Source organism: Atribacterota bacterium (assembly GCA_039638595.1).
In the GTDB taxonomy this organism is placed as follows: domain Bacteria; phylum Atribacterota; class Atribacteria; order Atribacterales; family Caldatribacteriaceae; genus Profundicultor; species Profundicultor thermophilus.
In genome coordinates, this window is the sequence record JBDIWM010000002.1 from 19,404 (window position 1) to 43,580 (window position 24,177).

The 24,177-nt window shown below is 47.6% G+C and carries 26 protein-coding genes; 23 read left to right on the forward strand and 3 right to left on the reverse strand.

Annotation, left to right across the window (positions count from 1 at the left end; translation table 11 throughout):
• Positions 1–5: 5 nt before the first annotated feature.
• Positions 6–1,010, forward strand: a complete 1,005-nt coding sequence (locus ABDK92_00885) for a uroporphyrinogen decarboxylase family protein (GenBank protein MEN3185178.1) — start codon at positions 6–8, stop codon at positions 1,008–1,010.
• On the opposite strand, the gene ABDK92_00890 is transcribed toward ABDK92_00885, so the two are convergent.
• Positions 1,001–2,197 carry a VanW family protein gene (locus ABDK92_00890; protein MEN3185179.1) on the reverse strand — a complete coding sequence of 399 codons (1,197 nt, stop codon included), beginning with the start codon at positions 2,195–2,197 and terminating at the stop codon, positions 1,001–1,003. The genes ABDK92_00885 and ABDK92_00890 overlap by 10 nt on opposite strands.
• Positions 2,198–2,224: 27 nt before the next feature.
• Positions 2,225–3,271 (reverse strand): SurA N-terminal domain-containing protein, encoded by a 1,047-nt coding sequence (locus ABDK92_00895; GenBank protein MEN3185180.1) that lies wholly within the window; start codon positions 3,269–3,271, stop codon positions 2,225–2,227.
• 140 nt (positions 3,272–3,411) lie between these two features.
• On the opposite strand from ABDK92_00895, the gene fabZ reads away from it, so the two are divergent.
• Genes fabZ through ABDK92_00930 form a run of 7 tightly spaced genes read left to right on the forward strand, consistent with a single transcriptional unit; the run spans position 3,412 to position 8,729 of the window.
• Positions 3,412–3,861 (forward strand): 3-hydroxyacyl-ACP dehydratase FabZ, encoded by a 450-nt coding sequence (gene fabZ / locus ABDK92_00900; protein MEN3185181.1) that lies wholly within the window; start codon positions 3,412–3,414, stop codon positions 3,859–3,861.
• Positions 3,858–4,841: a beta-ketoacyl-ACP synthase III gene (locus tag ABDK92_00905; protein MEN3185182.1), complete on the forward strand. Its 984-nt coding sequence runs from the start codon at positions 3,858–3,860 to the stop codon at positions 4,839–4,841. The genes fabZ and ABDK92_00905 overlap by 4 nt, the downstream gene beginning before the upstream one ends.
• A gap of 16 nt (positions 4,842–4,857) precedes the next feature.
• Positions 4,858–6,099, forward strand: coding sequence for a beta-ketoacyl-ACP synthase II (gene fabF / locus ABDK92_00910; protein ID MEN3185183.1), 1,242 nt, complete (start codon positions 4,858–4,860; stop codon positions 6,097–6,099).
• Between the two features lie 6 nt (positions 6,100–6,105).
• A complete protein-coding gene (gene plsY, locus ABDK92_00915; protein MEN3185184.1) occupies positions 6,106–6,738 on the forward strand; it encodes a glycerol-3-phosphate 1-O-acyltransferase PlsY in 633 nt (210 codons plus the stop codon).
• On the forward strand, positions 6,701–7,027 hold the full coding sequence (gene trxA / locus ABDK92_00920) for a thioredoxin (protein ID MEN3185185.1): 327 nt from the start codon (positions 6,701–6,703) through the stop codon (positions 7,025–7,027). The genes plsY and trxA overlap by 38 nt, the downstream gene beginning before the upstream one ends.
• Positions 6,960–7,706, forward strand: coding sequence for a polysaccharide deacetylase family protein (locus ABDK92_00925; GenBank protein ID MEN3185186.1), 747 nt, complete (start codon positions 6,960–6,962; stop codon positions 7,704–7,706). The genes trxA and ABDK92_00925 overlap by 68 nt, the downstream gene beginning before the upstream one ends.
• Entirely contained in the window at positions 7,707–8,729 is a 1,023-nt protein-coding gene (locus tag ABDK92_00930; GenBank protein ID MEN3185187.1) for a Clp1/GlmU family protein, read from the forward strand.
• 1 nt (position 8,730) lies between these two features.
• On the opposite strand, the gene ABDK92_00935 is transcribed toward ABDK92_00930, so the two are convergent.
• Positions 8,731–8,976: a hypothetical protein gene (locus ABDK92_00935; protein ID MEN3185188.1), complete on the reverse strand. Its 246-nt coding sequence runs from the start codon at positions 8,974–8,976 to the stop codon at positions 8,731–8,733.
• A gap of 324 nt (positions 8,977–9,300) precedes the next feature.
• On the opposite strand from ABDK92_00935, the gene ABDK92_00940 reads away from it, so the two are divergent.
• The 15 genes from ABDK92_00940 (at position 9,301) to ABDK92_01010 (ending at position 24,159) form a co-directional block, all read left to right on the forward strand.
• Positions 9,301–9,588: a hypothetical protein gene (locus ABDK92_00940; protein MEN3185189.1), complete on the forward strand. Its 288-nt coding sequence runs from the start codon at positions 9,301–9,303 to the stop codon at positions 9,586–9,588.
• Positions 9,589–9,687: 99 nt separating this feature from the next.
• Positions 9,688–9,876 (forward strand): hypothetical protein, encoded by a 189-nt coding sequence (locus tag ABDK92_00945; GenBank protein MEN3185190.1) that lies wholly within the window; start codon positions 9,688–9,690, stop codon positions 9,874–9,876.
• 76 nt (positions 9,877–9,952) lie between these two features.
• Positions 9,953–10,501 (forward strand): LemA family protein, encoded by a 549-nt coding sequence (locus ABDK92_00950; protein MEN3185191.1) that lies wholly within the window; start codon positions 9,953–9,955, stop codon positions 10,499–10,501.
• 367 nt (positions 10,502–10,868) lie between these two features.
• Entirely contained in the window at positions 10,869–11,063 is a 195-nt protein-coding gene (locus ABDK92_00955) for a hypothetical protein (GenBank protein MEN3185192.1), read from the forward strand.
• 774 nt (positions 11,064–11,837) lie between these two features.
• Complete coding sequence (locus ABDK92_00960; GenBank protein ID MEN3185193.1) at positions 11,838–13,274, forward strand: sugar ABC transporter substrate-binding protein; 1,437 nt, start codon at positions 11,838–11,840, stop codon at positions 13,272–13,274.
• Positions 13,271–14,146: a TIM barrel protein gene (locus ABDK92_00965; GenBank protein MEN3185194.1), complete on the forward strand. Its 876-nt coding sequence runs from the start codon at positions 13,271–13,273 to the stop codon at positions 14,144–14,146. Before ABDK92_00960 ends, ABDK92_00965 begins: the two co-directional genes overlap by 4 nt.
• A 15-nt stretch (positions 14,147–14,161) precedes the next feature.
• Positions 14,162–15,001, forward strand: coding sequence for a phosphogluconate dehydrogenase C-terminal domain-containing protein (locus ABDK92_00970; GenBank protein MEN3185195.1), 840 nt, complete (start codon positions 14,162–14,164; stop codon positions 14,999–15,001).
• Positions 15,002–15,013: 12 nt separating this feature from the next.
• A complete protein-coding gene (locus ABDK92_00975; GenBank protein MEN3185196.1) occupies positions 15,014–15,883 on the forward strand; it encodes a sugar ABC transporter permease in 870 nt (289 codons plus the stop codon).
• 24 nt (positions 15,884–15,907) lie between these two features.
• On the forward strand, positions 15,908–16,714 hold the full coding sequence (locus ABDK92_00980) for a carbohydrate ABC transporter permease (GenBank protein MEN3185197.1): 807 nt from the start codon (positions 15,908–15,910) through the stop codon (positions 16,712–16,714).
• Between the two features lie 31 nt (positions 16,715–16,745).
• Positions 16,746–17,474 (forward strand): FadR/GntR family transcriptional regulator, encoded by a 729-nt coding sequence (locus ABDK92_00985; protein MEN3185198.1) that lies wholly within the window; start codon positions 16,746–16,748, stop codon positions 17,472–17,474.
• Positions 17,475–17,477: 3 nt separating this feature from the next.
• Positions 17,478–19,424 (forward strand): hypothetical protein, encoded by a 1,947-nt coding sequence (locus ABDK92_00990; GenBank protein MEN3185199.1) that lies wholly within the window; start codon positions 17,478–17,480, stop codon positions 19,422–19,424.
• 534 nt (positions 19,425–19,958) lie between these two features.
• Entirely contained in the window at positions 19,959–20,912 is a 954-nt protein-coding gene (locus ABDK92_00995; GenBank protein MEN3185200.1) for a sugar-binding transcriptional regulator, read from the forward strand.
• Positions 20,913–20,915: 3 nt separating this feature from the next.
• The gene (locus ABDK92_01000) at positions 20,916–21,959 is read left to right on the forward strand and encodes an alcohol dehydrogenase catalytic domain-containing protein (GenBank protein MEN3185201.1); all 1,044 of its coding nucleotides are present in this window, start codon (positions 20,916–20,918) and stop codon (positions 21,957–21,959) included.
• Complete coding sequence (locus ABDK92_01005) at positions 21,956–22,657, forward strand: ribulose-phosphate 3-epimerase (protein ID MEN3185202.1); 702 nt, start codon at positions 21,956–21,958, stop codon at positions 22,655–22,657. The genes ABDK92_01000 and ABDK92_01005 overlap by 4 nt, the downstream gene beginning before the upstream one ends.
• Entirely contained in the window at positions 22,654–24,159 is a 1,506-nt protein-coding gene (locus ABDK92_01010; protein MEN3185203.1) for an FGGY family carbohydrate kinase, read from the forward strand. Before ABDK92_01005 ends, ABDK92_01010 begins: the two co-directional genes overlap by 4 nt.
• Positions 24,160–24,177 lie beyond the last annotated feature (18 nt).

Here is a 24,177-nt window from a genome sequence, read left to right on the forward strand (position 1 = left end):
TTACCTTGGAAGAGCGCGAGAGAATTTTAAAAACCCTTGATTTTCGGGAAACAGATTTTGTCCCGTATCATGTTGATTTCACTATTCCTGCTCGCCTCAAAATGGCTGAGTATTTGGGAGACCTGGAGTTTGAAAAAAAACTGGGAAACCACCTGGCTTTTGTGAAAGCCATTGCGCCGGGAACGTTTCAGGAGGTGGCTCCAGGTTTCGTTCGGGATGAGTGGGGAGTGGTTTGGAATCGAAGCATTGACCCGGACATTGGGAATCCGGAACCGGTCCTGCCCCGTCCTTCGCTTGCAGGGTACCGTTTTCCTGATCCAGATGACCCCCAAAGGTTTCTCCCCATTCAGCCGTTTGTTGAAAAACACCAGCCTCAGTTTAAGCTCCTTCGTCAGACCTATACCCTTTTTGAGCGTGCCTGGAGTTTGCGTGGCATGGAAGCACTTTTGAGTGATTTTATTATGAATCCCGATTTTGTGGAAGATCTTCTGGATCACATTACCACTTTCAATCTGAGAGTCATTGATAGAGCGTTAGAAATGGGTCTTGATGGTGTTCACTTTGGAGACGACTGGGGATGGCAAAAGGGTCTTATCATGGGAGCTAAGTGGTGGCGGAAATTCATTAAACCCCGCATGGCTGAAATGATTGCTCTGGTAAAAAGGAAAGGTAAGAAGGCTTTTTTACATTGCTGTGGAAAAGTGGAGGAAATTTTCCCGGACCTCGTGGAAATTGGGCTTGACGTGTTTAATCCATTTCAGCCAGAGGTCATGGATATCTTTGCGCTCAAAAAAGCTTATCACGGAAAACTCTCTTTCTGGGGTGGCATCAGTATTCAACGCCTTCTACCATTTGGAACTAAAGAAGAGGTGCGACAGGAAGTGAAAAAAATCCTCCGGGAACTTGGCGAAGGTGGGGGCTACATTGCTGCTCCGTCACATGCCCTTCCTAAGGATATTCCTTGTGAGAATATTCTGGTTATGCTTGAAGTCATCCGGAATCAGAATTGAGTTTCATCGAGGCTTTTTCCAAAATCCCAAGGGGTGAGATAGGTATTCTGGAAACGGTATACCGTTTTTCCATTTCGGGTAACCGTGGTTTTTACGGTAAGCAGGCCATCGTTGTCTTTTGTTTTGTCCAGTGACACAATGTGAACCTGGATTTCAGTTTGGCTTGTGTTCTCTTTTTCACCCCAGATTTCGCAGATTAATTGGTCGGAAATGGTGTAGGCGAAAATGACCACCGTTTGATTGGGGAAGTTGAAGCGCAAATCTTTGGCCCCATAGCTTACGGCTGCGTCTCTTCCGGGCGGGACATAAGAGGTGGTTGGTGAGTATCCAGAGTGAGGGTGCCGTTCTAGAATTTCTGCTTCGGTATGGAGGAGTGCATTGTAAAGTGTGGTAGAGACCTGGCAGACTCCTCCACCGTATCCAGGAACCAGTTTTCCGTTGACCACAATCTGGGTTTTGCGATACCCATCTTCCTGGTCTGCTTTTCCGACTACCTGGTTAAAAGAAAACACCGTGCCCTTTTTCACTATGATTCCATCGATCGCTTGAGCTGCCTTTTTGATGTTGAAGATCACGTCTTCGTCTCGGTCCTGGAGTGATGTTTCGTAACGGGCAAGAAGGTATGGAAATCCCTTGGCAGTAAGGAGCGAAACGGTATCGTGCTGAGGCGGGATGGGATCGAAATGGGTGAGTTCGACCTCATCCATTCCCTTTTCCAGCTTCTCTTTGAGCTCTATAAGGCTTTTCTCCACGTTGAGGATACTCCCCTCCTGAGAACGGATAAATCGTTGATTTTTGAAGGAAGCATTTTGCGGTAACAGGGCAAACTTTTGAACGATTTCCTGCAAAAATTTTTGGATTTGTTCTTCGTTGAACGAGAGAGCAAGTGATACTTCTCGTTGACCACTAAGAATAGCGTTTCGAATAGTGGTGTGATTCCAGGTAATTCCTAGCTTTCTTTTGTCAATGAGTAGAGCTTGTTCCCCAATCTGAAGGGTAAAAGGCTTTTTTTGCCACTTTTTTTCCATGATCTCAAGGAGTGGCAGGAGGTCTCTTCGGCTGAGGTTGGAAAACTGTTCACCCAAAAGAGAGAAGGAATATGTGCGGGTAAAAGAAAAAGCGAAGAGGAAACCACTCCCACCGATGACGAGGATAAGCGCGCAAAATAAGCCTAAAAACCTCTTCATCGTTTTCTTCAACCTAGTTTACGTTTCTCATTCCTGACCCTGTGGTGCCGCAGGAACAGAGCTTCCTTCTGGAGAGGGCGAAGCACTGGGTTCCGGTTGGAGGAGTTCGGAAATGCTGATGGTGCTCTTTTCTCTGAGCTCAGCCAGAAGGTGATTGGTTCTTACATTTTTTTGTTCAGCAAGGAGCAACTTTTTGATTTCCTCTCTGACTTCTTCATAAGCTTTTTCTTCCTGAGGTTTCCATTCCAGAACTTTATAAATGTAAAACAAATTGTTTCTGGATACAACCGAGGTCACTGCTTTGGGGTTATCCCGAATTGCTTGAATGGCTTCTTTGGATTCTTTGGGAAGCTGGGTTTCTGGAATCCATCCCATATCCCCACTCTGTTTTGCTGATGCAGAATCAAGAGAAATCTCCTTCGCGACGGTGGCAAAATCTTCCCCCAAGTACAGACGCTTCAGGGCTTTTTCGGCTTCTTCCTGGCTGGGAAGTACAATCTGAGCAAGATGGTACTGTGCGGGGGAGGAGAAAAGATTGCGGTGTTCGTCGTAGTATTTCCTGATTTCTTCTTCGGGGATTTCAACTCCCTCGGTGAGGTTATCAGTCAATTTTTGAATCATTAGGGTTCGTCGTAGCGATTCCTGAAGGTCACGAAGCGTGATTCGTTCGTATTCCAGAAAACTGCGAAACTCCTTTTCCGAAGGGAAGGTTGATTTCAGGCGGTCCAGTTCATTTTTCACTTCCTGATTGGAGACCCTGATGCGTCTTGATTTTGCTTCCTGGTAAAGCAGTTCATTGTTAATAAGGTTTTCCAAGGTGAGACGACGTAAAAAGTCGAACATTTTTTCGTCAAACTGGCTCAGCGTTTTGGAATCGTAACGGGAAAGGAGAGTGCGGAAAGCCTGGTCTAAATCATAGAAGGTGATAGAGGTGTTGTTTACGGTAGCTGCTACAGCTTGTTGAGAACGACCGGAACGGCGGTACGAACCGTATCCGTAATAAATGGTAACAGCAAAAGCAACTACAACAATGATTAAAATGATATCCAGGTTTTTACGCAGAGCTCTCATCATATCCTTTCCCACCTCGAGTGTGCTATTTTTATCATTGTTTCCTATTCTGCTAAAATACTACCTTAGGACTTTGTTCTTGTCAATTTTAGAAAGTTTCGGTAGAGTATTGGAAATGTTTTGCACTGAAGGGGGTCCATGAGATGGAATTAAATGTTCAGGAAATTCAGAATATATTGCCCCACCGTTTCCCCTTTCTTCTGGTAGACAGGGTATACATGACCCAGGAAGGAATGGTAACGGGAATCAAAAATGTCACCATCAATGAGTGGTTTTTCCAGGGACATTATCCGGGTAGACCCATCATGCCCGGGGTGCTGATCTTAGAGAGCATGGCTCAGGTGGGGGCGACTATGATGATGAATATGGAAAAATTTCGGGACTGTGTTCCCTATTTTGCTTCGGTTAACAAGGTACGTTTCCGCAAGCCGGTCCAGCCAGGCGATCAGCTGGTGATGGAAGTAACCTTGCTTAAGATGAAAGGCGGCGTTGGAAAGTTAAAAGGTGTAGCCAAAGTGGATGGTATGGTGGTTGCAGAAGGCGAGATCGGTTTTTCTTTGGTCCGAAAAGAAGCAAAGGGGGATATCAATTGAGGAATCGATGGATCAAGGTTTTGGGAACTGGCTCAAGTGTTCCAGATACAGTTCTGACCAATGGCGATTTGGAGAAAATGGTGGATACAAGTGACGAGTGGATTACCACCCGAACTGGGATCAAGGAAAGGAGAATTGCTGGACCTCAGGAAACTACGGGGACTTTTGCGTTGCGGGCTTCGCAACTTGCGCTCCAGGAAGCAGGTATTGCTCCGGAAGAACTCGATCTCATCGTGGTGGCGACCGTCACGCCGGATATGCTTTTTCCAGCCACGGCGTGTCTAGTGCAAAAAGAATTGGGAGCAAAAAAAGCCTGCGGATTTGACCTTGAAGCAGGATGTACCGGTTTTGTCTATGCACTGGCTATAGTGGAGAAATATCTCCTGGCTGGGGGGGGAAAGAAAGCGCTGGTTATCGGTGCAGAAACTCTTTCCAAAATTGTAGACTGGCAGGACCGAGCAACCTGTGTGCTATTTGGTGACGGGGCTGGAGCAGTGGTTCTGGGAGTGACTGATGAACCGGGGATCCTCGCTACCTATCTTGGTTGTGACGGCAATGGTGGATCGCTTCTTGAGCTTCCTGCTGGATGTTCTCGTTTTCCAGCTTCTTTTGATACAGTCAAGAACCGCCTCCACTATATTAAAATGAATGGAAATGAAGTTTTTAAGTTTGCCGTGCGGGTAATGGAAGAAGCTTCCTTGGAAGTGGCACGAAGAGCTGGCGTTTCGACGCAGGACGTTGATTTATTTATTCCCCACCAGGCGAATATCCGGATTATCAACTCTGCAGCCAAACGATTAGAAATTCCGGAAGAGAGGATTTTTGTCAACGTCCACAAGTATGGGAATACGTCTTCGGCCTCGATTCCGCTGGCCCTGGATGAAGCGTATCGAGAGGGGCGCATTCAGGAGGGAAACTTGCTCCTTCTCGTTGGTTTTGGAGCTGGCTTGACCTGGGGTTCAGCACTCATTCGATGGTAAAAAGGAGGTTTTGACGTTGATGCGTAAAGTTGTGGTAACCGGTATCGGGGTTATAAGCCCCGTTGGTATCGGGAAGGAAGAGTTCTGGAAATCATTGATAGAGGGCAAATCGGGGATTGATTCCATTCGGAGTTTCGATACCGAAGGCTTGGATAGTAAAATTGCTGGAGAGGTACGAAATTTTGACCCGGAACAATTTTTGCCCCGGAAAGAGGTCCGACGCATGGACCGTTTTTCGCAACTGGCGGTATGCGCTTCACTCATGGCGATTAACGATGCTGGATGGGATGCGGAGGGTATTCCTCGAGAACGGGCGGGTGTCATTCTGGGATCTGGTATCGGGGGAATTCAGACTTTTGAGGAACAGCACCAGGTTCTTTTGAGTAAAGGTCCGCAAAAAATCAGTGCCCTTTTTATTCCCATGATGATTGTCAATATGGGAGCAGCGAATGTAGCCATTCGCCTGGGACTAAAGGGCCCCAGTAGCTGTGTTTCAACGGCTTGTGAAGCATCGACCCACGCCCTGGGGGAAGCGTTGCGCATGATTCAGCGGGGTGATGCCGATTTTATGATCGCGGTCGGGGCCGAGGCTTCCATCACCCCCCTGGCCCTGGCTGGATTCTGTGCCATGAAAGCCCTCTCAACGCGAAATGAAGAGCCGTCCAGAGCTTCCCGCCCTTTTGATAAAAACCGGGATGGATTTGTGATGGCCGAGGGCGCCTGTGCTCTGGTATTAGAGGAGGAAAAGATGGCCCTTGAACGAGGAGCCCGGATTTATGCCGAACTCAAAGGCTACGGTTCCACCTGTGATGCCTACCATATTACAGCACCCGACCCGGAAGGGGAAGGTGCGGCTCGTTCCATGTATCTTGCCATTCGTGATGCTGGATTGACCATTGGAGATATCGACTATATCAACGCTCATGGTACATCCACGCCCTTAAATGACAGAGTGGAAACTCTGGCGATTAAAAAGGTTTTTGGTGAGCGAGCTTATCAGATAAAAATCAGTTCCACCAAATCCATGACTGGACATCTTCTGGGTGCTGCCGGGGCTCTGGAGGGTGCTGCAACTGTGCTCTCCCTTTATCATGGGATGATTCATCCCACCATCAATCTTGATGAACCAGATCCAGAGTGCGATCTTGATTACACACCCCATAGATCGTGTTCATTTCCCCTCCGAAATGCTCTTTCGAATTCTTTTGGCTTTGGGGGACACAATGGGACGCTGGTATTTGGACGATACGAGGAGTGATGATGGGTGAATTATTGGGTATTGCCACTCAATTATTTTTTGGGTTCCCTTCCTTGCGGGCTTCTGGTTGCGTTCCTGGCAAAGGGCGTGGATATTCGAAAGTATGGAAGCGGTAATGTGGGAGCGACCAATGTTTCCCGAGTGGCGGGTTTTTTACCAGCCCTAATCGCCGGTATTGGTGACGCCCTCAAGGGGTTTGTGGGAGCGTATTTAGCCGTCCATTTTCTTGTGCACCCTCTTCTTTCTTTCGTTGGAATTTTCCTCGTGGTAGCCGGTCATGACTGGTCCTTGTTTTTACGTTTTCGTGGTGGGAAGGGCGTGGCAACCACTCTGGGGATTCTCTTTTACCTTTCCTGGCAGGCAGCATTTTTATGTTTCCTGGTCTGGGTTCTGGTAGTGCTCTTCACCCGTTACTCTTCTCTGGGTTCTCTTTCCGGGGCACTGGCGATGCCAGTTTTACTTTTCTTATTTCGAAGGCCATGGTGGTTTGTAGGCTGGGGAATATTCGCCGCGGGTATCGTGTTCTGGAAGCACAAAGAAAACATATCGAGGCTCCTTAACGGAAAAGAGCTCAAGATTGGTCAGAAAGGACGTGAAGAACATGGCAAACGTGATGGAAATCGATGGAAGGAACTTTGACGACGAGGTGCTCAAGTCGGAAGTACCGGTTCTAGTGGATTTCTGGGCTTCCTGGTGCATGCCCTGTAAAATGATGGCTCCCATTGTGGAAGAAATCGCCCAGAGCTTCACCGAAACGGTTAAGGTGGTCAAAATTAACACGGATCATGTTCCGGAAGTAGCCAGCCGCTATGGTATTCATGCCATTCCCACCCTTATTATCTTTCATCAGGGAAAAGAGGTTGGCCGGATCGTCGGGTATGTGCCTAAAAAAACCATCGAAGATAAGCTTCGACCACTCATTCAGTAGATTCATTGTTTCTTTTTTCGTCGTCGCGCTTCTCCTTTTTCCTGGGTATGGTGAAACAATCGAAATTGAAGAAGCCGTTTTTGGGTTGAATCAGGTTCGTTATTTGGGTGGGAATCAGGAAGCGAGAGATAAGGTCGCTCTGACCTTCGACGATGCACCAAACGGTGCGACAAAAGAAATACTCGGTATTTTGAAGGAACAGAAGGTCAGAGCAACGTTCTTCCTGATCGGCTCCCAGGTAAAAAAATACCCTGATATTGCTCAGGCCATTGTCAGAGGCGGGCATGAAATTGGGAACCATTCTTATTCGCATCGGCTTGATGAGAGTTTTACTCTGGAAGATATTCTTGACGATCTCAAGCGGGCTGAGGATATTATCAGGGACGTTACAGGGTCTCTTCCTGCCTATTTCCGTCCCCCTCGTGGTTTTACCAATGGGGAAATTAAAGAGGCCTGTGGAAGAATGGGATATACCATCGTCATGTGGTGGGTTGATTCCCGGGACTGGCAACTTGGAGGCCAGGAAATTCTTGACAGAGTTTATTCCCACCTTCGACCGGGAGGAATTGTTCTCTTACACAGCGTTCCTCAAACGGTACGGATTTTGCCCCAGATGATTCAGGGACTTAAGGAAAGGGGGTATACGCTGGTGACCGTTTCGGAGCTGCTGGAGGGATGAATGAGGGATCTTTCCTGGCCTGATGAATGGAAATTTCTTGCTACCGGATTTTCCAGTTTTCGGGGTACCATCATGGTCCTTGCTCCTCTGGATCGGGGGAAGAGCACCTTGATTCGTCTGCTCTACGTGTTTTTTCTTCGTGAAGGGCGGAGGGTAGGGTGGGTTGACTCGGATCTGGGCCAATCGACGGTTGGTCCGCCAACCACGATTGGTTTAGTAATCAGTCGAGGAAAAGAGGCGACGCCTGAGGAGCGCCTATTTACTCCATACTTTCGTTTCATCGGTGATACCACTCCGGAACATGAAATTGTGGCTACGGCCTGTTATGCAGCTGAGCTGGCTCGTTTGGCTTCAGCCCGGTGTGATGTGGTCCTTTTTGATACCTGTGGTCTTTTTTCCTATCCTTCTGGGTACTTCCTCAAGATGTTGAAAATCCGGCTCACTGAACCGGAAGTGGTACTTGCCGTTGGAGAAAAAGAGGAATTCCTGTTGTGGCAACGTTTTTTGCGCGAGCGGTTACTGGTTCTCCCTTTACCGAAAGAGGTAGCTGCAAAACAATATGAGTTTCGCCGGGGATATCGCCAGCAGCTTTTTAACCGCTATTTTACTCAAAAAAGGATGCTCACCCTGCCCCTTGAAGCGTTGCGGTTTTCTCTGCCCTATTATCCATATTTCTTTGAGTCGATACTTCGGCAAGAAAAAAATGAGGTATTCTTTCTGACCCGAGGAGAAAAGCTGGTCTTCTCAGAAGACGGGAACTTCCTTGTTATGGAAAAAAGGGGTCAACGGATTCCCGTTCTGGGAATGCTGTGTGGAATCTTTTCAAAAGAGGGGAAAGAGCTGGGTCTGGGTATAATTCACAGTGTTAATCTTGAGAAGGAGACGGTCACGGTATGGGGGGTGTGCATTAATCCCGGAAAACCAGGTGCACTGGTTCCTGGTTGTTTGAGACTCAATGAACATGGGGAGGAGAAAGGGCGATATCTTCTTTTTTCCTCCCCACTACGGTTAGAGCGATGGTAAATTATATTTCGATGTACCGAACGGTAACCCCTTCCAGTTTTTCCAGGTCTTGCTGGAGTTTTTCGACTTCCTCTTGTTTTCCGCTGAGTTCTAAGATGACCAGTCCATCTTCGGCACAATAATCAGGGGAAACTTCATGGAGCCCCAAACGAGTTTTGATGGTACAGCCATGTTTGGTCAACACTTCCTGGACTTTCAAAGCCTTGCTGGAGCGAGTTTCAATTTTGATAACCAGAATTTGATACATCGTCCCACCCCCGAATTTGAGATTATTCTCATTGTACTGGATAAAGTTACTTTCGAATAGGGATACTTAGAGAAGAGACTGGAGTTTCATCCTCGCTTTACATGGAAAAACCTGATATTTGAGAAAAATGGCTTGGAAGAGCTGTAGGTCAATTTCGTGTCCTTGTGTTTCTGTTAAGCTTGCTGATTTTCGTTCCTGGAGATGGGCGAAATCCTATTTTCATGCTGCCATCGAACTGACTTTTGCCCTTCAGAGAGATGGCGACGTGACTGGTGTTAAAGAGCATTCTTTGCTTTTGCGGGATAGGTTTCCTCGACTCATCTTTTGCTTTTACGCAGAGGGGTTGACGATATTATCTTTGAAGATTTTTGCGATGAGGACATTCGAGGACCTTACCCCTTTGAAGTGGGCTGCGGTCCTCAAGAAGTGAGTTTGTGTTTTTTCTATCAGGCACAAGACGAAGTACGGATTTTTTGGATTCAGCATCTTCTGGTGGAAATAGTCAAGCGTTTTCAAGGTATGGCGGAAATGTATTGGGAATTCATCGAAGCTCAACCAGCATGCTTGTCCTCTCCAGCCTGGTGCTTCCCTGGTTTCTGGATCAAAGGGTAGCGTTCGAGTACCACCGTTAGTGAGCTTTCGTATTTCCGGAGTGATTTCCCCTTTTGCAAGGAGCGCCTGTATGGATACTCCTTCTGGGACCATTACCTGGTGTATGCCATGATCCTGGGGGTGGCTGAAAGGCTTTTGCAAAAATTTAAACGATGTGTACCAGAAACTCAGGTTGCGTTCCAGGGACTATCCTGGTATTATCCAGTTTATGGAAAGATGGCGGGTTTGGCCATTTTGATGCTCTTTCCCAGAGCAGCGAAAACGTGGTCAACCTGGGAAGGGTGTTGAGCACCGCAACCAGAAGTGTGGAAGATACTCCAGTGGTGGTGATTTATCAAGTGCAGACTAAAAGGAGGTGAATGAAATGGGTTGGCTCATTCTGGTTATTGTAATCATCGTGGGTTTGTATTTGATTTCACTGTATAATCGTCTGGTGACGTTTCGGAATCGGGTTGATAATGCCTGGGCTCAAGTGGACGTCCAGTTACGGCGGCGCTATGATCTCATTCCCAATCTCGTGGAAACGGTGAAGGGTTATGCAGCTCATGAAAAGGAGGTATTCGAAACCGTAGCCCGGGCGCGTCAGATGGCTATCAGTGCTCAGGGACCGCAGGAAAAAGGAGCGGCCGAAAACCAGCTTACTCAGGCATTGCGACAGCTTTTTGCGGTAGCCGAGGCCTATCCAATGCTGCGTGCCAGCGAAAACTTCCAGAGTCTCCAGGGGGAACTTTCCGAAACCGAAAACAAAATTGCCTACGCTCGACAATTCTATAATGACACGGTTTACCGGTACAATACTACCATTGAAAAGTTCCCGGCAAATCTTTTTGCTTCCTCTTTTGGCTTTACCAAAAGGGAATACTTTACTGTGGAAGGCGAAGGACGGGAGCCAGTGCGGGTACAATTCTCGTAAAACCTCAAAATTAACCAGGCCAAATCTGGCTCTGGCGGGTAGGAAAGAAAACTCTCGCTTCTTACTTCCTCAATCGTTTTTCTCTCCAGGGGTAGGTGAAATTCCTCTTCTACCCCTTTTACTTATCGCCAATTACCTCGGTACTCTCGACTCCTCTTTCATCAGTGTGCTTTTGCCCTATCCTGTAGTCTAGGCGGCGAATCGACTTAACTTCCGGTACTTCGTTTTAGCTCGCTTATTCGGGCTATGAATACTATTCCCAAGAGAAAAGCGCTCCCTGACTATGGCCCTTTCTGAGCGTCATCCGGGTTATGTCTCCTAGAATGGAAGAAGTCAGAGAGTTGTTCCTGAACGGATTAAACTTCTGGTGGAGGTTTGGGTTCCGGTGGTTTTTGCCCGTATTCGGGGAGCTTGGTTGCACAAACCCCTCTATTTAGACCATTCTCGTCTTGGCTTGGTTTTCATCCTTTTTACGGTTCTTTTTGGTGGTCCACTCGCTTCTTTTCGGCATTCTGAATGGGGATGGCAACGGGGAAACCTGGGTTCCACTTTGATTGCGTAACTCTTTTATGGTGTATTATCACGGGAAGCCGAAAACGCTCTGGAACTCTGATTACGGTGGTACCTCCCACCACCTAATCCACAGAGTTTCAGGGGGTATACTCCTTGAGGGTGAGAACGAGTGGCTTCAGCTTGTGGTTAGGAAAATCATGAAAAAGTCGTACTGTACTACCTTATGGAAGGTTGGGTTCATATGGATGGTTACGTTTTGTTCCTCGAGTACTGGGATAAGCCTACTGTCTTTGGATACAATGGTATTTTCACCAATAGCCAACTAACTTGGTAAAAAACCTTACCAGCATAGCTCAATTCCAAAATTGGCTGGTCTCTTTTATCAGGTTTAGTGATAGGATTCTTGATCGTCATTTCGATTGCGTTATCCCAATCGGAGTGTTCACCCGCTTCCTTCGCAAAGGTATTAAAAGGCTGAGTACTCGAAAGGATTATTGGGGACTGGGGTTGGTGGCTTTCCGCTATGGTGACTGAAAGTTTTCCAAAATTCGGAAATTATAATTTTTTCATAAGATTCTTTGGTCCTCTTCCTGATGCAATGCTCAATTCTCTAAGGGTGTTTTTCCTCCTTTTCATGACCGGTTACTTCATTTTTCCATACCGATAATGCGTCCCTTTGACAGCCTTTTTCCCTATTTTAAAGTGTTGGGAACGAGATTCTGACCTATCGACACCATTTTGATTCATTATCTCTTGACAAACACCATAGTTTTACCTATATTAAACATCAGATGTTTAATATCTAATCTATAGGAGGGATAGTATGTTGAAACGCCTTGTTACTTTCGCTTTAGTTCTTTTTTTGGGTGTTGTGATTACCAGCGTTGTGGAAGCTCGTTCGGCAGCAGAAATCGCCATCGAAGAAGCCAAGAAATATATCGGTCAAACTTTAACTGTCACCTGGGAATCAGGATTGCAAGCTCAGGGAATTCGAGCCATTTTGCCAGAATGGGAAGAAAAGACTGGGGTCAAAATTAACTTAGTGGAGTTATCCTTCTGGGACCTCCACGACAAAGTGATTATGGAACACCTTGCCGGAACTGGTGCGTATGATGCTCTGGCGATTTCTTATGCTTTTATGGGTGATTTTGTGAGTGGAGGAGTGGTAGAGCCAATTGATAAGTGGGTTACGCAATACATGCCACCTGAAGCCCTTGAGGATATCAATCCCGATTTCAAGCGCGCTTTTCAATACTATGGCGATACCATGTATGCGTTAACTGCAGATGGTGATGTTCTCATCCTCTACTATCGTAAAGACCTCTTTGAGGATGAAAACAACAAACTTGAATTCCAGGCAAAATACGGATATGAGTTGTCCCCACCAAAAACTTGGCAAGAGTTTTACGATATAGCCAAGTTCTTCACTGAAAAGTATGCTCCAGAAATATATGGTGCAGCCGTTCAAAGAGGCATGCAATCGTATAGCTGGTTCACCGGTCAATTCGTTGCTCAGGGGGGTCAGTTCTTCGATCCAGAAACGATGGAACCGCGCATTAACGGAGAGATCGGGGTAAAAGTCTTACGAGATATGCTCCAACAAAATACAGTCATGCCTCCAGGGATTATTAAGTGGGGGTTCATGGAAGTTCTGGCTGCGTGGTTAGATGGAAAGGTTGCCATGATCATCACCTGGCCTCCCATTGGTCGTTGGTCGGAAGGGTATGGCACAAGGACAAAACAGCTGGACTGGGTACCACCGAGCAAAGTGGTGGGAAAGGTCGGGTACGCGCCAATGCCCAACAATCGTTCCACGTTGGCTGCTGGTTTCTCGGTGGGCGTGGCTTCACAGAGCAAAAAGAAAGACCTTGCCTACTTTTTTGCCCAGTGGCTTACCAGCCCTGAAGTGAGTCTGCAGGTCACCATGCTCCCCTTTACCCTGGTTGATCCGTTCCGTCTTAGCCATTATCGTTCACCGATGTACCGCAATGCGTGGGACAACGCTGGGGCATACCTCGATACGCTGTACGAAGCAGCGAAAGGAGGGGTTCTCGAATTGAACATCCCCGGAGCGCGAGAGTACTTTGCGGTTCTGGAACAAGCGATTACGGCCTGTTTTGCCACTGAGGACCCCCAGGAACCCCTCAATAAGGCTGCTCAGGAATGGGAGCGCATTACAGACCGTATCGGGAGAGAGAATCAGAAGAAGGCTTACCAGGCGTACTTAGCGTTGCAACAGAGCGTATGGGAAGGGCGATGAATTCCTGGAAGGCGGCAAGCGGCGCTTGCCGCCTTCTAAAAGGGGATATCCGTATGTGGGGGCTTAGTACTTTTACTTATCCCTGGGCTTTTGGGATCAGTGGGTATTTTCCGCCAAAGCCTTTACTTCCTGAAGAACTTTTTAAGCGGGCTCACAATTTTGGTGCTCAGGTGGTACAGATAGGTCACAACGTTCCCCTCCATACCCTTACCGAAGAAAAGCTCCAGGAAATAAAGGGTCTGGCCCAGAGGTATAACGTAGTCCTCGAAATTGGCACCCTAAGCATCCGGGAACCGCATCTTCTTACCTGTCTTCGCATCGCTGAACAACTCGAAGCTCGTTTCGTGCGAACGCTTCTTGACGCACCGGATGACTCTCCATCGCTTGGGGAAGCAGAACGGGAAATACGCTCGGTCCTGCCACATTTTGCAGCGAAAAACATTTACCTTGTGCTGGAAAACTACGAGCGACGAAGAAGCGAAGAACTCCTTTTCCTTTTTCGGACAGTCAATCATCCTTACCTTCGATTTTGTTTTGACACCGCCAACTCTTTGGGGGCTTTCGAAAATCCGCGAGATGTCCTTCGTGCCATGGTATCCTACACCATGAACGTCCACCTCAAAGAAGTGGTTTCGTTCCGACCTCCCTACCAGCTTGGTTTTATTGTTGAAGGAAGACCTTTGGGTAAAGGTGCGCTGGGCATAGAATGGGTTTTCGAGATGCTGGAGGGCCGGCACGATGTGAGTTATATTATCGAATTGCTGACTCCTTGGCAAAATTCCATAGAGAGTACGATTGCCAGAGAAGCAGAGTGGGCAGAGGAAAGTGCTCGATTCCTGAAAGAATTTTTAGGAAGGAAAGGAATATCCTAAAGGAGGCGTTTTGTCATGGAAAAGGTGCAAAGTATCACCATCCTCGGTGCAGCTGGAAAGATGGGCAAAAGAATTGTGGAAAAACTTCAACCCCAGGGATACACACTCTTCTACTGTGAGAAGGGTGAACGGGGTCTGGCTGCTCTTCGCGAACAGGGTTTAAAACCTTCTTCTCCAGAAGAGGCCATTCCAGAAAGTGACCTGGTAATCATGGCGGTTCCGGACCGAGTTTTGGAAGCAGTTTCCCAGGAAATTGTCCCCTTGATGAGGCGAGATAGCATTATGGTTTGTCTTGATGCTACAGTTCCCTATTTTGGGAAAATTGCAAGGCGCGAGGATTGCACTTTTGTTGCTACCCATCCCTGCCATCCCCCACTGTTTGCAGAAGAAGAAACCGAAGCTGCACGGAGAGACTTTTTTGGAGGAATCGCAAAGCAGGACATTGTCATTGCCCTAATCAGTGGTACAGAGGAAAATCTCCAGGCAGCACAAAAAGTGTGCGAAGAAATGTTTACCCCAGTGCGCAAGACCTACCGGATTACCTTGGAACAAATGGCACTGCTTGAGCCAGGAATAGCGGAAGTCGTTGCCGTACCTGCGGTGGTCCTAGTGAAGGAAGCCCTGGAAGAGGTGGTGAAAAGAGGTCTACCCTATGAAGCAGCCCTCGCTTTTATGCTTGGGCACCTGCGGATTGACTTGGCGGTGGTTTTCGGTGGGGCGAATATTGAATTCTCAGATGCGTGTAAGGTGGCGCTTAAGCATGGGTATGAAGCCCTCATTCGACCAGACTGGCGGAAGGTTTTGGATAAAGAAAACTTGCAGGCGATTGCTCGGGAAATGATTGAAAAAAGTTAAAAGGAGGCAAGCATGTATTCCCGGCAATACCGGTCTTTCGCCCTGGTCCTTATTGCTCCTTCTTTCCTGGTCATTTTAGCTGTGGTCATATTTCCTCTTATCTACTCCCTGTCTTTAAGTTTCCTGCACTGGGACGCACTTTTCCCCGGACGGCAATTTATAGGGGTTAGGAACTTCATCCAGGCCTTCCAGGATAGACGTTTCCTTTTTTCTTTCTTACACACTGGTGTTCTTCTTATTACGATTGTGAGCCTCGAGTTCTTTATAGGTTTTATCATTGCTTTAGCCTTGCTCCAGGAATTTTATCTCCATAAGGTTGTTGCAGCGTTGTTCATTCTCCCTGTCACCGTGATTCCCACAGTGGCAGGATTCATGTGGAAACTCATTTTTGATGCTCAATACGGACCGCTGAATCATGTTCTGAGTATTCTCCTGCGGAGGGACATCCAGTACACCTGGCTTGCTCAAACTTTCACCGCTTACCTGAGCATCATCATTACCGATGTATGGCAGTGGACGCCCTTCATGATTTTGGTGCTTTTGGCTGGCCTGGTGTCTCTACAGAGCGAAGCGCTTGAAGCAGCGGAAATAGACGGTGTTTCCGGATGGCAAAAGATACGTTTTATCATTATCCCCATGCTGCAACGGGTAGCCACCGTGGCGGTACTGCTTCGCAGTTTGGATGCACTGAAACTCTTTGATGTTGTCTTTGCCATGACTCAGGGAGGTCCTGGCACTTCTACAGAAACGTTAAGTTACTACATCTACCGTAATGGTTTTGAGTACTTTCGTATGGGGTACACCGCTTCGCTTTCCTATATCGTCCTTGCGGTTGTCTCAATCGTGGTTATGTTACTTTTTGGGCGCTTGGAGGAACAATAAGCTTAAAAGGAGGAAAACGGGTTTATGAAAGGATGGATTCGATACCTGGTGCTTGGTGTTGCCTTGATCTTTTTCCTTTTTCCGGTGGTTTGGATTGTGCTCACCTCGTTTAAAACTCCGGGAGAATTCCTGGCTCATCCTCCAAAATGGATTCCGCACCAACCCAATCTCACCCATTACTTTGCCGTAGCTCAATTAGGGGGGTACGCAGCTCTAAGAAACACCCTTATCGTTTCTTCGCTTACCACTCTTATATCCATAGCCTTTGGTACACCCTGCGCGTACAGTTTGGCCCGTTTTCGAATCGGTGGAAGGAATTTAGCCTTTTGGTTTCTTTCCCATCGCATGCTTCCTCCCATCACCGTGGCTTTCCCGGTTTTTCTCCTCTTTCGAAGCCTGGGGTGGATCGATACATATCAGGCGTTGGTTCTGACCCATCTTACCTTTACCCTTCCTTACGTTATTTGGATGATGCGGAGCTTTTTCATGGATGTACCGATGGAAATCGAAGAGAGCGCCCAAATTGACGGATGTTCGTACTGGCAAACGTTCACCAGAATCGCGCTTCCGCTCTCTGCTCCCGGACTGGTGGCAACTGCGGTGTTCTGCTTCATTTTCAGCTGGTGCGAACTCCTCTTTGGTCTGGTCCTGTCCCGCACGGCGGTTGTTCCTCTTTCCGTGCAACTTCCCCGTTACTTTGGTCAGCAAATGGTTTTTTGGGGTGAAATCGGAGCGCTTTCTACGCTCTCTATGCTACCCATTTTCGCTCTGACCCTCTTCACCCAGAGGTTTTTGGTGCGTGGATTAACCCTTGGTGCGGTAAAACAGTAGCGGTATAATATTTTAAAAAGGGAGCGAGTGTGTGGTGCACAGTGTGAAAGAAAAACACCTCTTTGCTTTGCCGGACCGGGATAGTGCTACTGATTTGGTTATAAAGCACATTAAAACCCTCTTTGTAGAGAAGAAGCTCCGCCCCGGGGATCGATTGCCGAGCGAATACGAACTCTCCGAGGCGATGGGGGTGAGTCGGGGCTCAATCCGTGAAGCGATGAAAATCCTTAAAGCCGTTGGTGTTGTTGAGATCAAGCAGGGTGATGGCACCTACGTGACTCAACCTTCCACCAGGGCGTATTTTGACCCCCTGTTTTTCGAGCTCCTCCTCACCGAAGCAAGTGTCCGGGAATTTATGGAGCTTCGAGAAATCATCGAAAGCGGTGTGCTACGCTTAGTGGTTACGAATGCGAGCGATCAAGAATTGCGGGAACTGACGAGTGTCCATCAGAAAATGGAAAACGCAGTTGCCACATTGCAAAGCACCTTTCGGGAGCTCACCCAGCTTGATATCGAGTTTCACCTTACCCTGGGTCGGCTTACCCACAACGTGCTTTTGGAGAAGATTTATCGTTTCATCCTGGATTTCTTTGCTCCGACTATTGAGCGGACCTACCATCGAGAAAAAACGGGAGCAAATGCCCTGCGCCTCCATCGGGACATCCTCAATGCCCTCATTGAGAGGGATGGAGAAAAGGTGCAGAGCGCGCTTCGCGAGTCAATTCACGAATGGCAACGGCTCTTTCGGGAGGGAACCTGAAATATGGAGAAAGAGCTTCTCTATTTTGGGGAAACCAGTCGCTTCCAACCTTTACAAATTCTAAGCTTTGGGGATTTCGAGGTGGCTTTTCGTGACGGGGAACTCTTCTATTTTCGTTACCAGGAGGAAGAACTCATCCGCCGTATCTATGTCGCCGTTCGAGATCGAAACTGGGGGACTGTTCCAAGCTCCATAAGCGTTTACCATTTCTCTCAAGACCCTCAGGGTTTCTCCGTTTCGTTTTCTGCCATCAGCAAAAATGACGAAGTTGACTTTCGGTGGCAGGGAACGGTGGTTGGAGAGAGCCGGGATACCCACAAGGGCTGGCTTCTTTTCAGCATGGAAGGAGAAGCGTGGAACGATTTTGCCAAAAACCGTATTGGCATATGTGTGCTTCTCCCTGCTTCTTTTGCTGGAAAAAGGGTAACGTGCCACAAACATCCTTGTTGTGGAGGATACATCGAGAAAAAACGGCTTCCTGAGTCCATTGCTCCTCATCAACCACTTCTGGACTTTTCTCGGTTGGAGGTGGAAATTGCCCCGCTGAGTACACTTCTTTTAGCCTTTGAGGGAGATATTTTTGAAATGGAGGACCAGCGTAACTGGAGTGATGCTTCGTTTAAAGTCTACTCCACGCCTTTACGCTATCCTTTTCCGGTTTTAGTACGTCGGGGCGAGCGGATCGTGCAGCGGGTTACCGTAACCTTTGAAACCAGAAAAGCTCCTCTGATCCCTTTGGGGACCAGGGGAAAATCTTCATGCCACATCGTCGTTGGTTCTACACCCACTAGTACCCTTCCCAGTTTTGGGCTGAACCTTAATGAAGGATTGCATTCCTTTGACGAGGAAGCTCAGCGAATACTCTATACCTTGCAACCAAATCATTTCCGTGTCGATGTGGATACATCGCTTTCCCCCAAGACCGAAGAGGAAAAGATTCGTCGAGCAGCTACCATCTCGCAGCACGTGAATGTGCCACTTTGGTTTGCCCTTGCGGTCAGCAATCCCCAAGAGCTCGAAGGGCTGTTCGATTTACTCCCCTGGGAAGGAGCGCATCGCCTTCTTATTTCTCGCAACCATCCTCCCTGGGATACCCCGAGGGAACTTATTGAGGAAGCCAAAAGACTGATGGAAAAAAAAGGCCTGCATCTCTCTCTTGGAGGTGGAACCAAAGGATGGTTTGCGGAATTGAACCGTCGATTGCCTTTTCTGGAGGGCATCGATTTCGTGTTCTTTGCTGTTTCTCCTCAGATTCACGCTTCAGACAACGAAACCCTGATCGAAAATCTACCAACCCAAGAGATGCTCTGCCGATATGCCCACAAAATCACTGGACTTCCGGTTGTACTCAGTCCTATTACTCTCTCTGTGCCCTTTAATCCGAACGCCACCGAGCGAAAGAAGCGCTACCTTCCCCCTGTGTTTGACCCTCGGCAGTGGAGTCTTTTTGGGATGCTCTGGACCCTGGGAAGCGTAAAATATGCTTCCTCAGCGGAAGCGCTGACATACTATGAAGTGTTTGGACCTTGTGGTATCATCCCTTTGCCTGAGGTTCAGGATTACTGGTATAAACATGGGTACAGAACGTTTGGGGTTTCTCCCCTATCTCATATACTCAAGGATTTAAACAGTAAAGAGGGGGCTACGATTGTGCCAACCAGAAGTACAAACCCACTCGTTATTGATGCACTTTGCCTTTTGGAAAGGTCTGAGCGTGTTCTCTACCTTTGGAATTACACTCCGTGTCCTCAAAGACTGAGTGTCGCGGGATTAACCTTTCGAATCGAACAGGGCTTGACCTTCAGCGAAAAATGTTTCGAAGAACTCGTTAGCACACTTGAAGCAAAGCCAAGGCGATGGGAACATTTCACCCAGAGCAAAACCACCCTCGACGTTGCTCTCCAACCATGGAGTGTGGTGAAATTGGTTGGTACGCTATCTCCTTCCTAAACTGAGCAAGGGAATTGAGCTTTTGAACAAGCGTTAGTCACGGCACACTTTAGCCAATTTCTGAAAGAAACAAGCTTTATGCGCTAAAGGTAAGGATTCTCTCACGGAAAAACCAAAAGAGACAGTGTTTAAGAAGAGGTCATCGTCAGCCCTGGTTCTTTACTCTGATTTTCTCCAACCGTAGTTTTCCCAATGCCTTTGTTTTTTTAGATCTTCTGACGGGTATCCAACCTCGATATTAGGGAGTTCAGGGATTCGCTGTACCCGATTTGAACAGTTTCGAAAGAAAAGGAACGGCTGGTACCACTTTCACCGGGTTTTTAAGAAATGGTCGATGAGGGCCTATGGACATGGTGCCTTTTTATTCTGGGGCCACATTTCGACGATACTTTGGAGATTGTTCGGATACCCCCTATAAACAGTGACGTTCTTTTTGTCGGTTTCTGTTCATAAAAATTTTTGTTTTTGAAAATAATTTTTATACTTGAAATTTATAACGATATATGTTATGTTCCTCAATGAAGGAGGTTCGGTATGCGTCCAGTTCCTGGTGATGACCTGATTGTTCGAGTTGCCTGGCTTCACTATATCGAAGGGTATAACCAGAATGACATTGCTGATATGCTTCGGCTTTCTCGTCCCAAGGTCACACGTCTTCTTGACCGAGCAAGAAAACAAGGAATTGTAAAATTTTTCATTAAAGCGCCTCAAGTAAACCTTTTTTCTCTGGAAAAGAAGCTGAAGCAAGCTTTCGCTCTTCACGATGCAGTGGTGGTTCCTTCGGGACGGAATGATGAAGAAACGATCGAAAATATCGGCCGCGGCGGCGCTTTATATTTTTCTCAGAATGTTTGGAAGTGGCGTCTTGTAGGGTTTAGCTGGGGAAAAACGTTACGAGCGTTTGCCGAGAATCTCTTTGCTATGGATGAAGTCAGAGATATCCGTTTTGTGAGTCTTGCTGGGGGTTTGACCCTGGGAACCTTTATGAATCCTTTCAATATTGGTGAGCGCTTATCGCTGGTATTCAATGGGCAGTGTTATTACATTCATGCCCCGGAAGTTGCTGAGAGTGTGGAGGCACGGGAACTCTACCTTTCGGAGCGTGTAAACCGGAAAACGTTCGAGATGGCCAGGCAGACAGAATGCTCACTTCTGGGTATCGGGGTTGCGGATGTTGAGCATTCTACGTATATCCAGGCTGGCTTTATCGACCGTCAGGATATGGAAATCATTCGCCAAAAAGGGGGGGTTGGTGACATTCTGGGTCAATTTTTTGACCTGGAGGGGCAAATCCTGGATCTTGAATTGCACCGTAAGACTATCGCTATTCCCCTGGAAGATTTACGCAAAATGCCCAACGTGATTGGCCTTGCTGGTGGACCTCATAAGATTGAAGCCATTCTCGGTGCATTACGTGGAGGGTTTGTCAAGATTCTCATCACCGATGAAGAAACGGCACGTAACGTTTTGGAAAGAAAGGAGTTGTGAGTTTTGAAGGCGCTCGTTTTTCTTGGACCGGGCAAAATGGAATTACAAGAAGTGACACGTCCCGAGTGTACTCCGACCACGATGGTGCTTAAGGTGGAGGCATGTGGTTTTTGTGGTTCTGACCTCCGCACCTACCAGAGTGGTCATCATCGGGTGAATCCTCCCTGGATTATTGGGCATGAGGTTGCGGGGATTGTCATAGAGGTGGGGAACAAGGTAAAAGGTTTTCAGGAAGGGGATCGCGTTGCCGTGGCTCCTCCAGTCTATTGTGGACAATGTTGGTATTGTAGGCGTGGTATTTATTATCTCTGCATCAATCAAAGGGAGTTAGCCCAAGCCTGGCCGGGAGGATTTGCTGAGTACATGGCTATCCCCGAAGAAGCATTAGCTTTTGGGAGTATCCATCAAATTCCTGATGGCCTCTCTTTCGAAGAAGCAGCGATTTCGGAACCGGCTTCGTCCTGTGTAAACGCTCAAGAATTGGCCGGGATATCTCTAGAGGACGTAGTTGTGATTATCGGAGCAGGACCTATCGGGTGTTTTCATGTCGAAATTGCCCGGGCTCGAGGCGCGAGGAAAATTATTCTTATGGATGTTCTGGAATCAAGGCTGGAACTCGCTCGGAAGTTCTCACCGGATCATCTCATGAAAAATGCCTCCGAAGGGAAAGAGTACATTGATGAAGTGAGAGAACGCACCGACGGACTGGGGGCTTCGGTCATTATTGTTGCCTGTCCTTCTGGAGAAGCGCAAAAAGATGCTCTGGCTATGGCAGCAAAAGGTGGTCGGGTCCTTTTCTTTGGTGGGCTGCCTAGGGACCGAAGCCAGGTTCTTTTTGATAGTAATCTGATTCATTACCGGGGACTTCATGTGATTGGAGCCACGACCTTTTCTCCCAAACACCATCAGATTGTACTCGATATGTTCGTCTTAAAGAGAATTCGTGCCCGGGAGTATATTACCCATGTTCTTCCCTTGGAACGATTTGCAGAGGGTATCGAAGCGTTACTCAAGGGGGAGGCACTAAAGGTGGTTTTGAAGCCTTGAATGATAAGGTATTGATTTCAGCTTCTTTGGCCTGTGCCGATTTTGGTTGTTTGGGAAAAACCATCAAAGAGCTGGAGCAGGCTGGTATAGCGATGTTCCATTTTGATGTGGTTGATGGTTCTTTCGCGCCGACATTCATTATGGGTCCACCGGTTATAGCTTCGTTGCGAAAATACACTAAACTCCCTTTTGAGGCGCATCTTGCGTGTTGGCATCCTGAACAGTATGTCGGCCAGTTTATCGCTTCTGGGGTTGACTATCTCGCTTACCATCTGGAAGCGACAGGTGATCCTTTGAGTGTAGCCAAAATGGTCAGGGAAAAGGGTGCCAAACCGGTTCTGGCATTGCGTCCTGAAACACCTGCGGAGGCGGTATCTGATGCCTTGCTTAAAATGGTTGATATGGTGCTTATTTTGACGGTTAACCCTGGTTTTGCAGGACAACAATTTATTCCCAAGGTTTTGGAGAAAATCGACCTCCTTTTCCGGCGCATTCAGGCTTATGCATTGCCTTGCTCTATCGAAGCGGATGGTAATATTTGCGAGACGACCATTCCCTTGGTGGTGCGGGCTGGCGCACGAGTGCTTATTGGTGGAAGTTCGGGACTCTTTCGCATGGATCGGAGTTTGCATGAGTCGGTATCAGATATGAAGTGGGCTGCACGGAACGCTCTCCAGAAAGGAAGGGAAAAAGATTGAGCGAATACTTTTTGGAAATGCGGAATATCTCGAAGAGTTTCCCTGGGGTAAGGGCTTTAAAAAAGGTTTCCCTTTTTGTGAAACGGGGTGAGGTCCATGGACTAGTGGGTGAAAACGGTGCAGGAAAATCGACGCTGATGAACATTTTGGGAGGTGTGCTCCAGCCGGACGAAGGGGATATTTTCATAAATGGTCAAAAGGTGACCATCTTCAATCCTCATGAAGCTCAAAACCTCGGTATTGCTTTCATCCATCAGGAGCCGACCCTCTCCAATTTTCTCAACATTGCCCGGAACATTTTCATTGCTAATCTTCCCAAAAAGAATGGACAAATCGACTTTGCACTTCTCTATGAAAAGTCACAGGAATTGTTGCGGCGAGTGGGGTTGAAAGAAGACCCCAAAATGCTGGTAAAAGATTTACCCCTTGCTGAAAAACAGATGGTGGAGATTGCGAAGGCCCTTTCTTTTGAGAGCAAGATTTTTGTTCTGGATGAACCGACTTCTCCTTTGACTGACAAAGAGGTGCAAAATCTCTTTCGTATCATTCGGGATCTTAAGGCCCAGGGAGAAGCGGTAATTTTCCTGGATGAGAGAGGAAGCGTGCTTCGTCCTGCCATTCTCGGTATGGACATGCGGGCTCGAGAGGAAAGTGAAATGTTGAAAGCGCATTTTGGAGAGGAGTGGCTTTTGCGAACTTCTGGAGTTCCAGTACATCCTTTGACCAGCGCTGCTAAGATTTTCTGGGTTCGTCGCCATGAGCCTGAAATCTTTGATAAAAGCTGGAAAATCCTCTGTTACGAGGATTTTCTCTTTTTCAAACTCGGTGGCGTCCCGGTTATTGACTACTCTATGGCTTGCAAAACCATGCTCTTTGATCGCCTCACGAAAAAATGGTCATCTGAAATTCTCGAATACCTTGGCCTCCAGGAGGGGAAGCTTGCTTCCCCAGTTCCTTCGGGAACGGTGATTGGTGAACTCAGGGAAGAGTATATCCATGTCTTCAGGTTTTCTCGCCAATTGAAATTGGTCACTGGAGGACATGACCAGTGTTGTGCAGCCTTAGGAGCTGGCTCAACGCATGAACGGATTGCCTTTGATAATGCGGGTACCGCTGAGGTCCTGGGAATTCCGGTCGAAGACGGAGATGTCGTTTTGCGGATTCGGCCTTTGAGTTTTTCTTGCTATGGTCACGTGCTCCCGGAAAAGTTTCTCTTGGCAACCCTGAATCAAACCGCTGGTCTTTTTCTGCGATGGTATCGGGACACCTTCAAAGATGGTGCGGTTTCGTATCCTGAGCTCTTGCAAAAAGTTGCACCTGAACCGTCTCCGATTCTGGCCTTACCACATCTTGTGGGGAGTGGGACACCTTGGATTGATGCTTCGTCGAAAGCGGCTTTTGTGGGTATGACGCTTGCGACAAGGGAAAGTGATATTCTTCGTGCCATTTTGGAGAGCGTCGTTTTTGAGCAGAAGTTGAATGTGGATCTTTTCCTTGAATAGGGAGTACATTTTGACGAA

Excerpts from the sequence above, each read along its gene's own strand:
- ABDK92_00890 (MEN3185179.1), bottom strand. The coding sequence starts at position 2,197 with ATGAAGAGGTTTTTAGGCTTATTTTGCGCGCTTATCCTCGTCATCGGT.
- ABDK92_00895 (MEN3185180.1), bottom strand. The coding sequence starts at position 3,271 with ATGATGAGAGCTCTGCGTAAAAACCTGGATATCATTTTAATCATTGTT.
- fabZ (MEN3185181.1), top strand. The coding sequence starts at position 3,412 with ATGGAATTAAATGTTCAGGAAATTCAGAATATATTGCCCCACCGTTTC.
- trxA (MEN3185185.1), top strand. The coding sequence starts at position 6,701 with ATGGCAAACGTGATGGAAATCGATGGAAGGAACTTTGACGACGAGGTG.
- ABDK92_00930 (MEN3185187.1), top strand. The coding sequence starts at position 7,707 with ATGAGGGATCTTTCCTGGCCTGATGAATGGAAATTTCTTGCTACCGGA.
- ABDK92_00935 (MEN3185188.1), bottom strand. The coding sequence starts at position 8,976 with ATGTATCAAATTCTGGTTATCAAAATTGAAACTCGCTCCAGCAAGGCT.
- ABDK92_00950 (MEN3185191.1), top strand. The coding sequence starts at position 9,953 with ATGGGTTGGCTCATTCTGGTTATTGTAATCATCGTGGGTTTGTATTTG.
- ABDK92_00960 (MEN3185193.1), top strand. The coding sequence starts at position 11,838 with ATGTTGAAACGCCTTGTTACTTTCGCTTTAGTTCTTTTTTTGGGTGTT.
- ABDK92_00965 (MEN3185194.1), top strand. The coding sequence starts at position 13,271 with ATGAATTCCTGGAAGGCGGCAAGCGGCGCTTGCCGCCTTCTAAAAGGG.
- ABDK92_00970 (MEN3185195.1), top strand. The coding sequence starts at position 14,162 with ATGGAAAAGGTGCAAAGTATCACCATCCTCGGTGCAGCTGGAAAGATG.
- ABDK92_00975 (MEN3185196.1), top strand. The coding sequence starts at position 15,014 with ATGTATTCCCGGCAATACCGGTCTTTCGCCCTGGTCCTTATTGCTCCT.
- ABDK92_00980 (MEN3185197.1), top strand. The coding sequence starts at position 15,908 with ATGAAAGGATGGATTCGATACCTGGTGCTTGGTGTTGCCTTGATCTTT.
- ABDK92_00990 (MEN3185199.1), top strand. The coding sequence starts at position 17,478 with ATGGAGAAAGAGCTTCTCTATTTTGGGGAAACCAGTCGCTTCCAACCT.
- ABDK92_00995 (MEN3185200.1), top strand. The coding sequence starts at position 19,959 with ATGCGTCCAGTTCCTGGTGATGACCTGATTGTTCGAGTTGCCTGGCTT.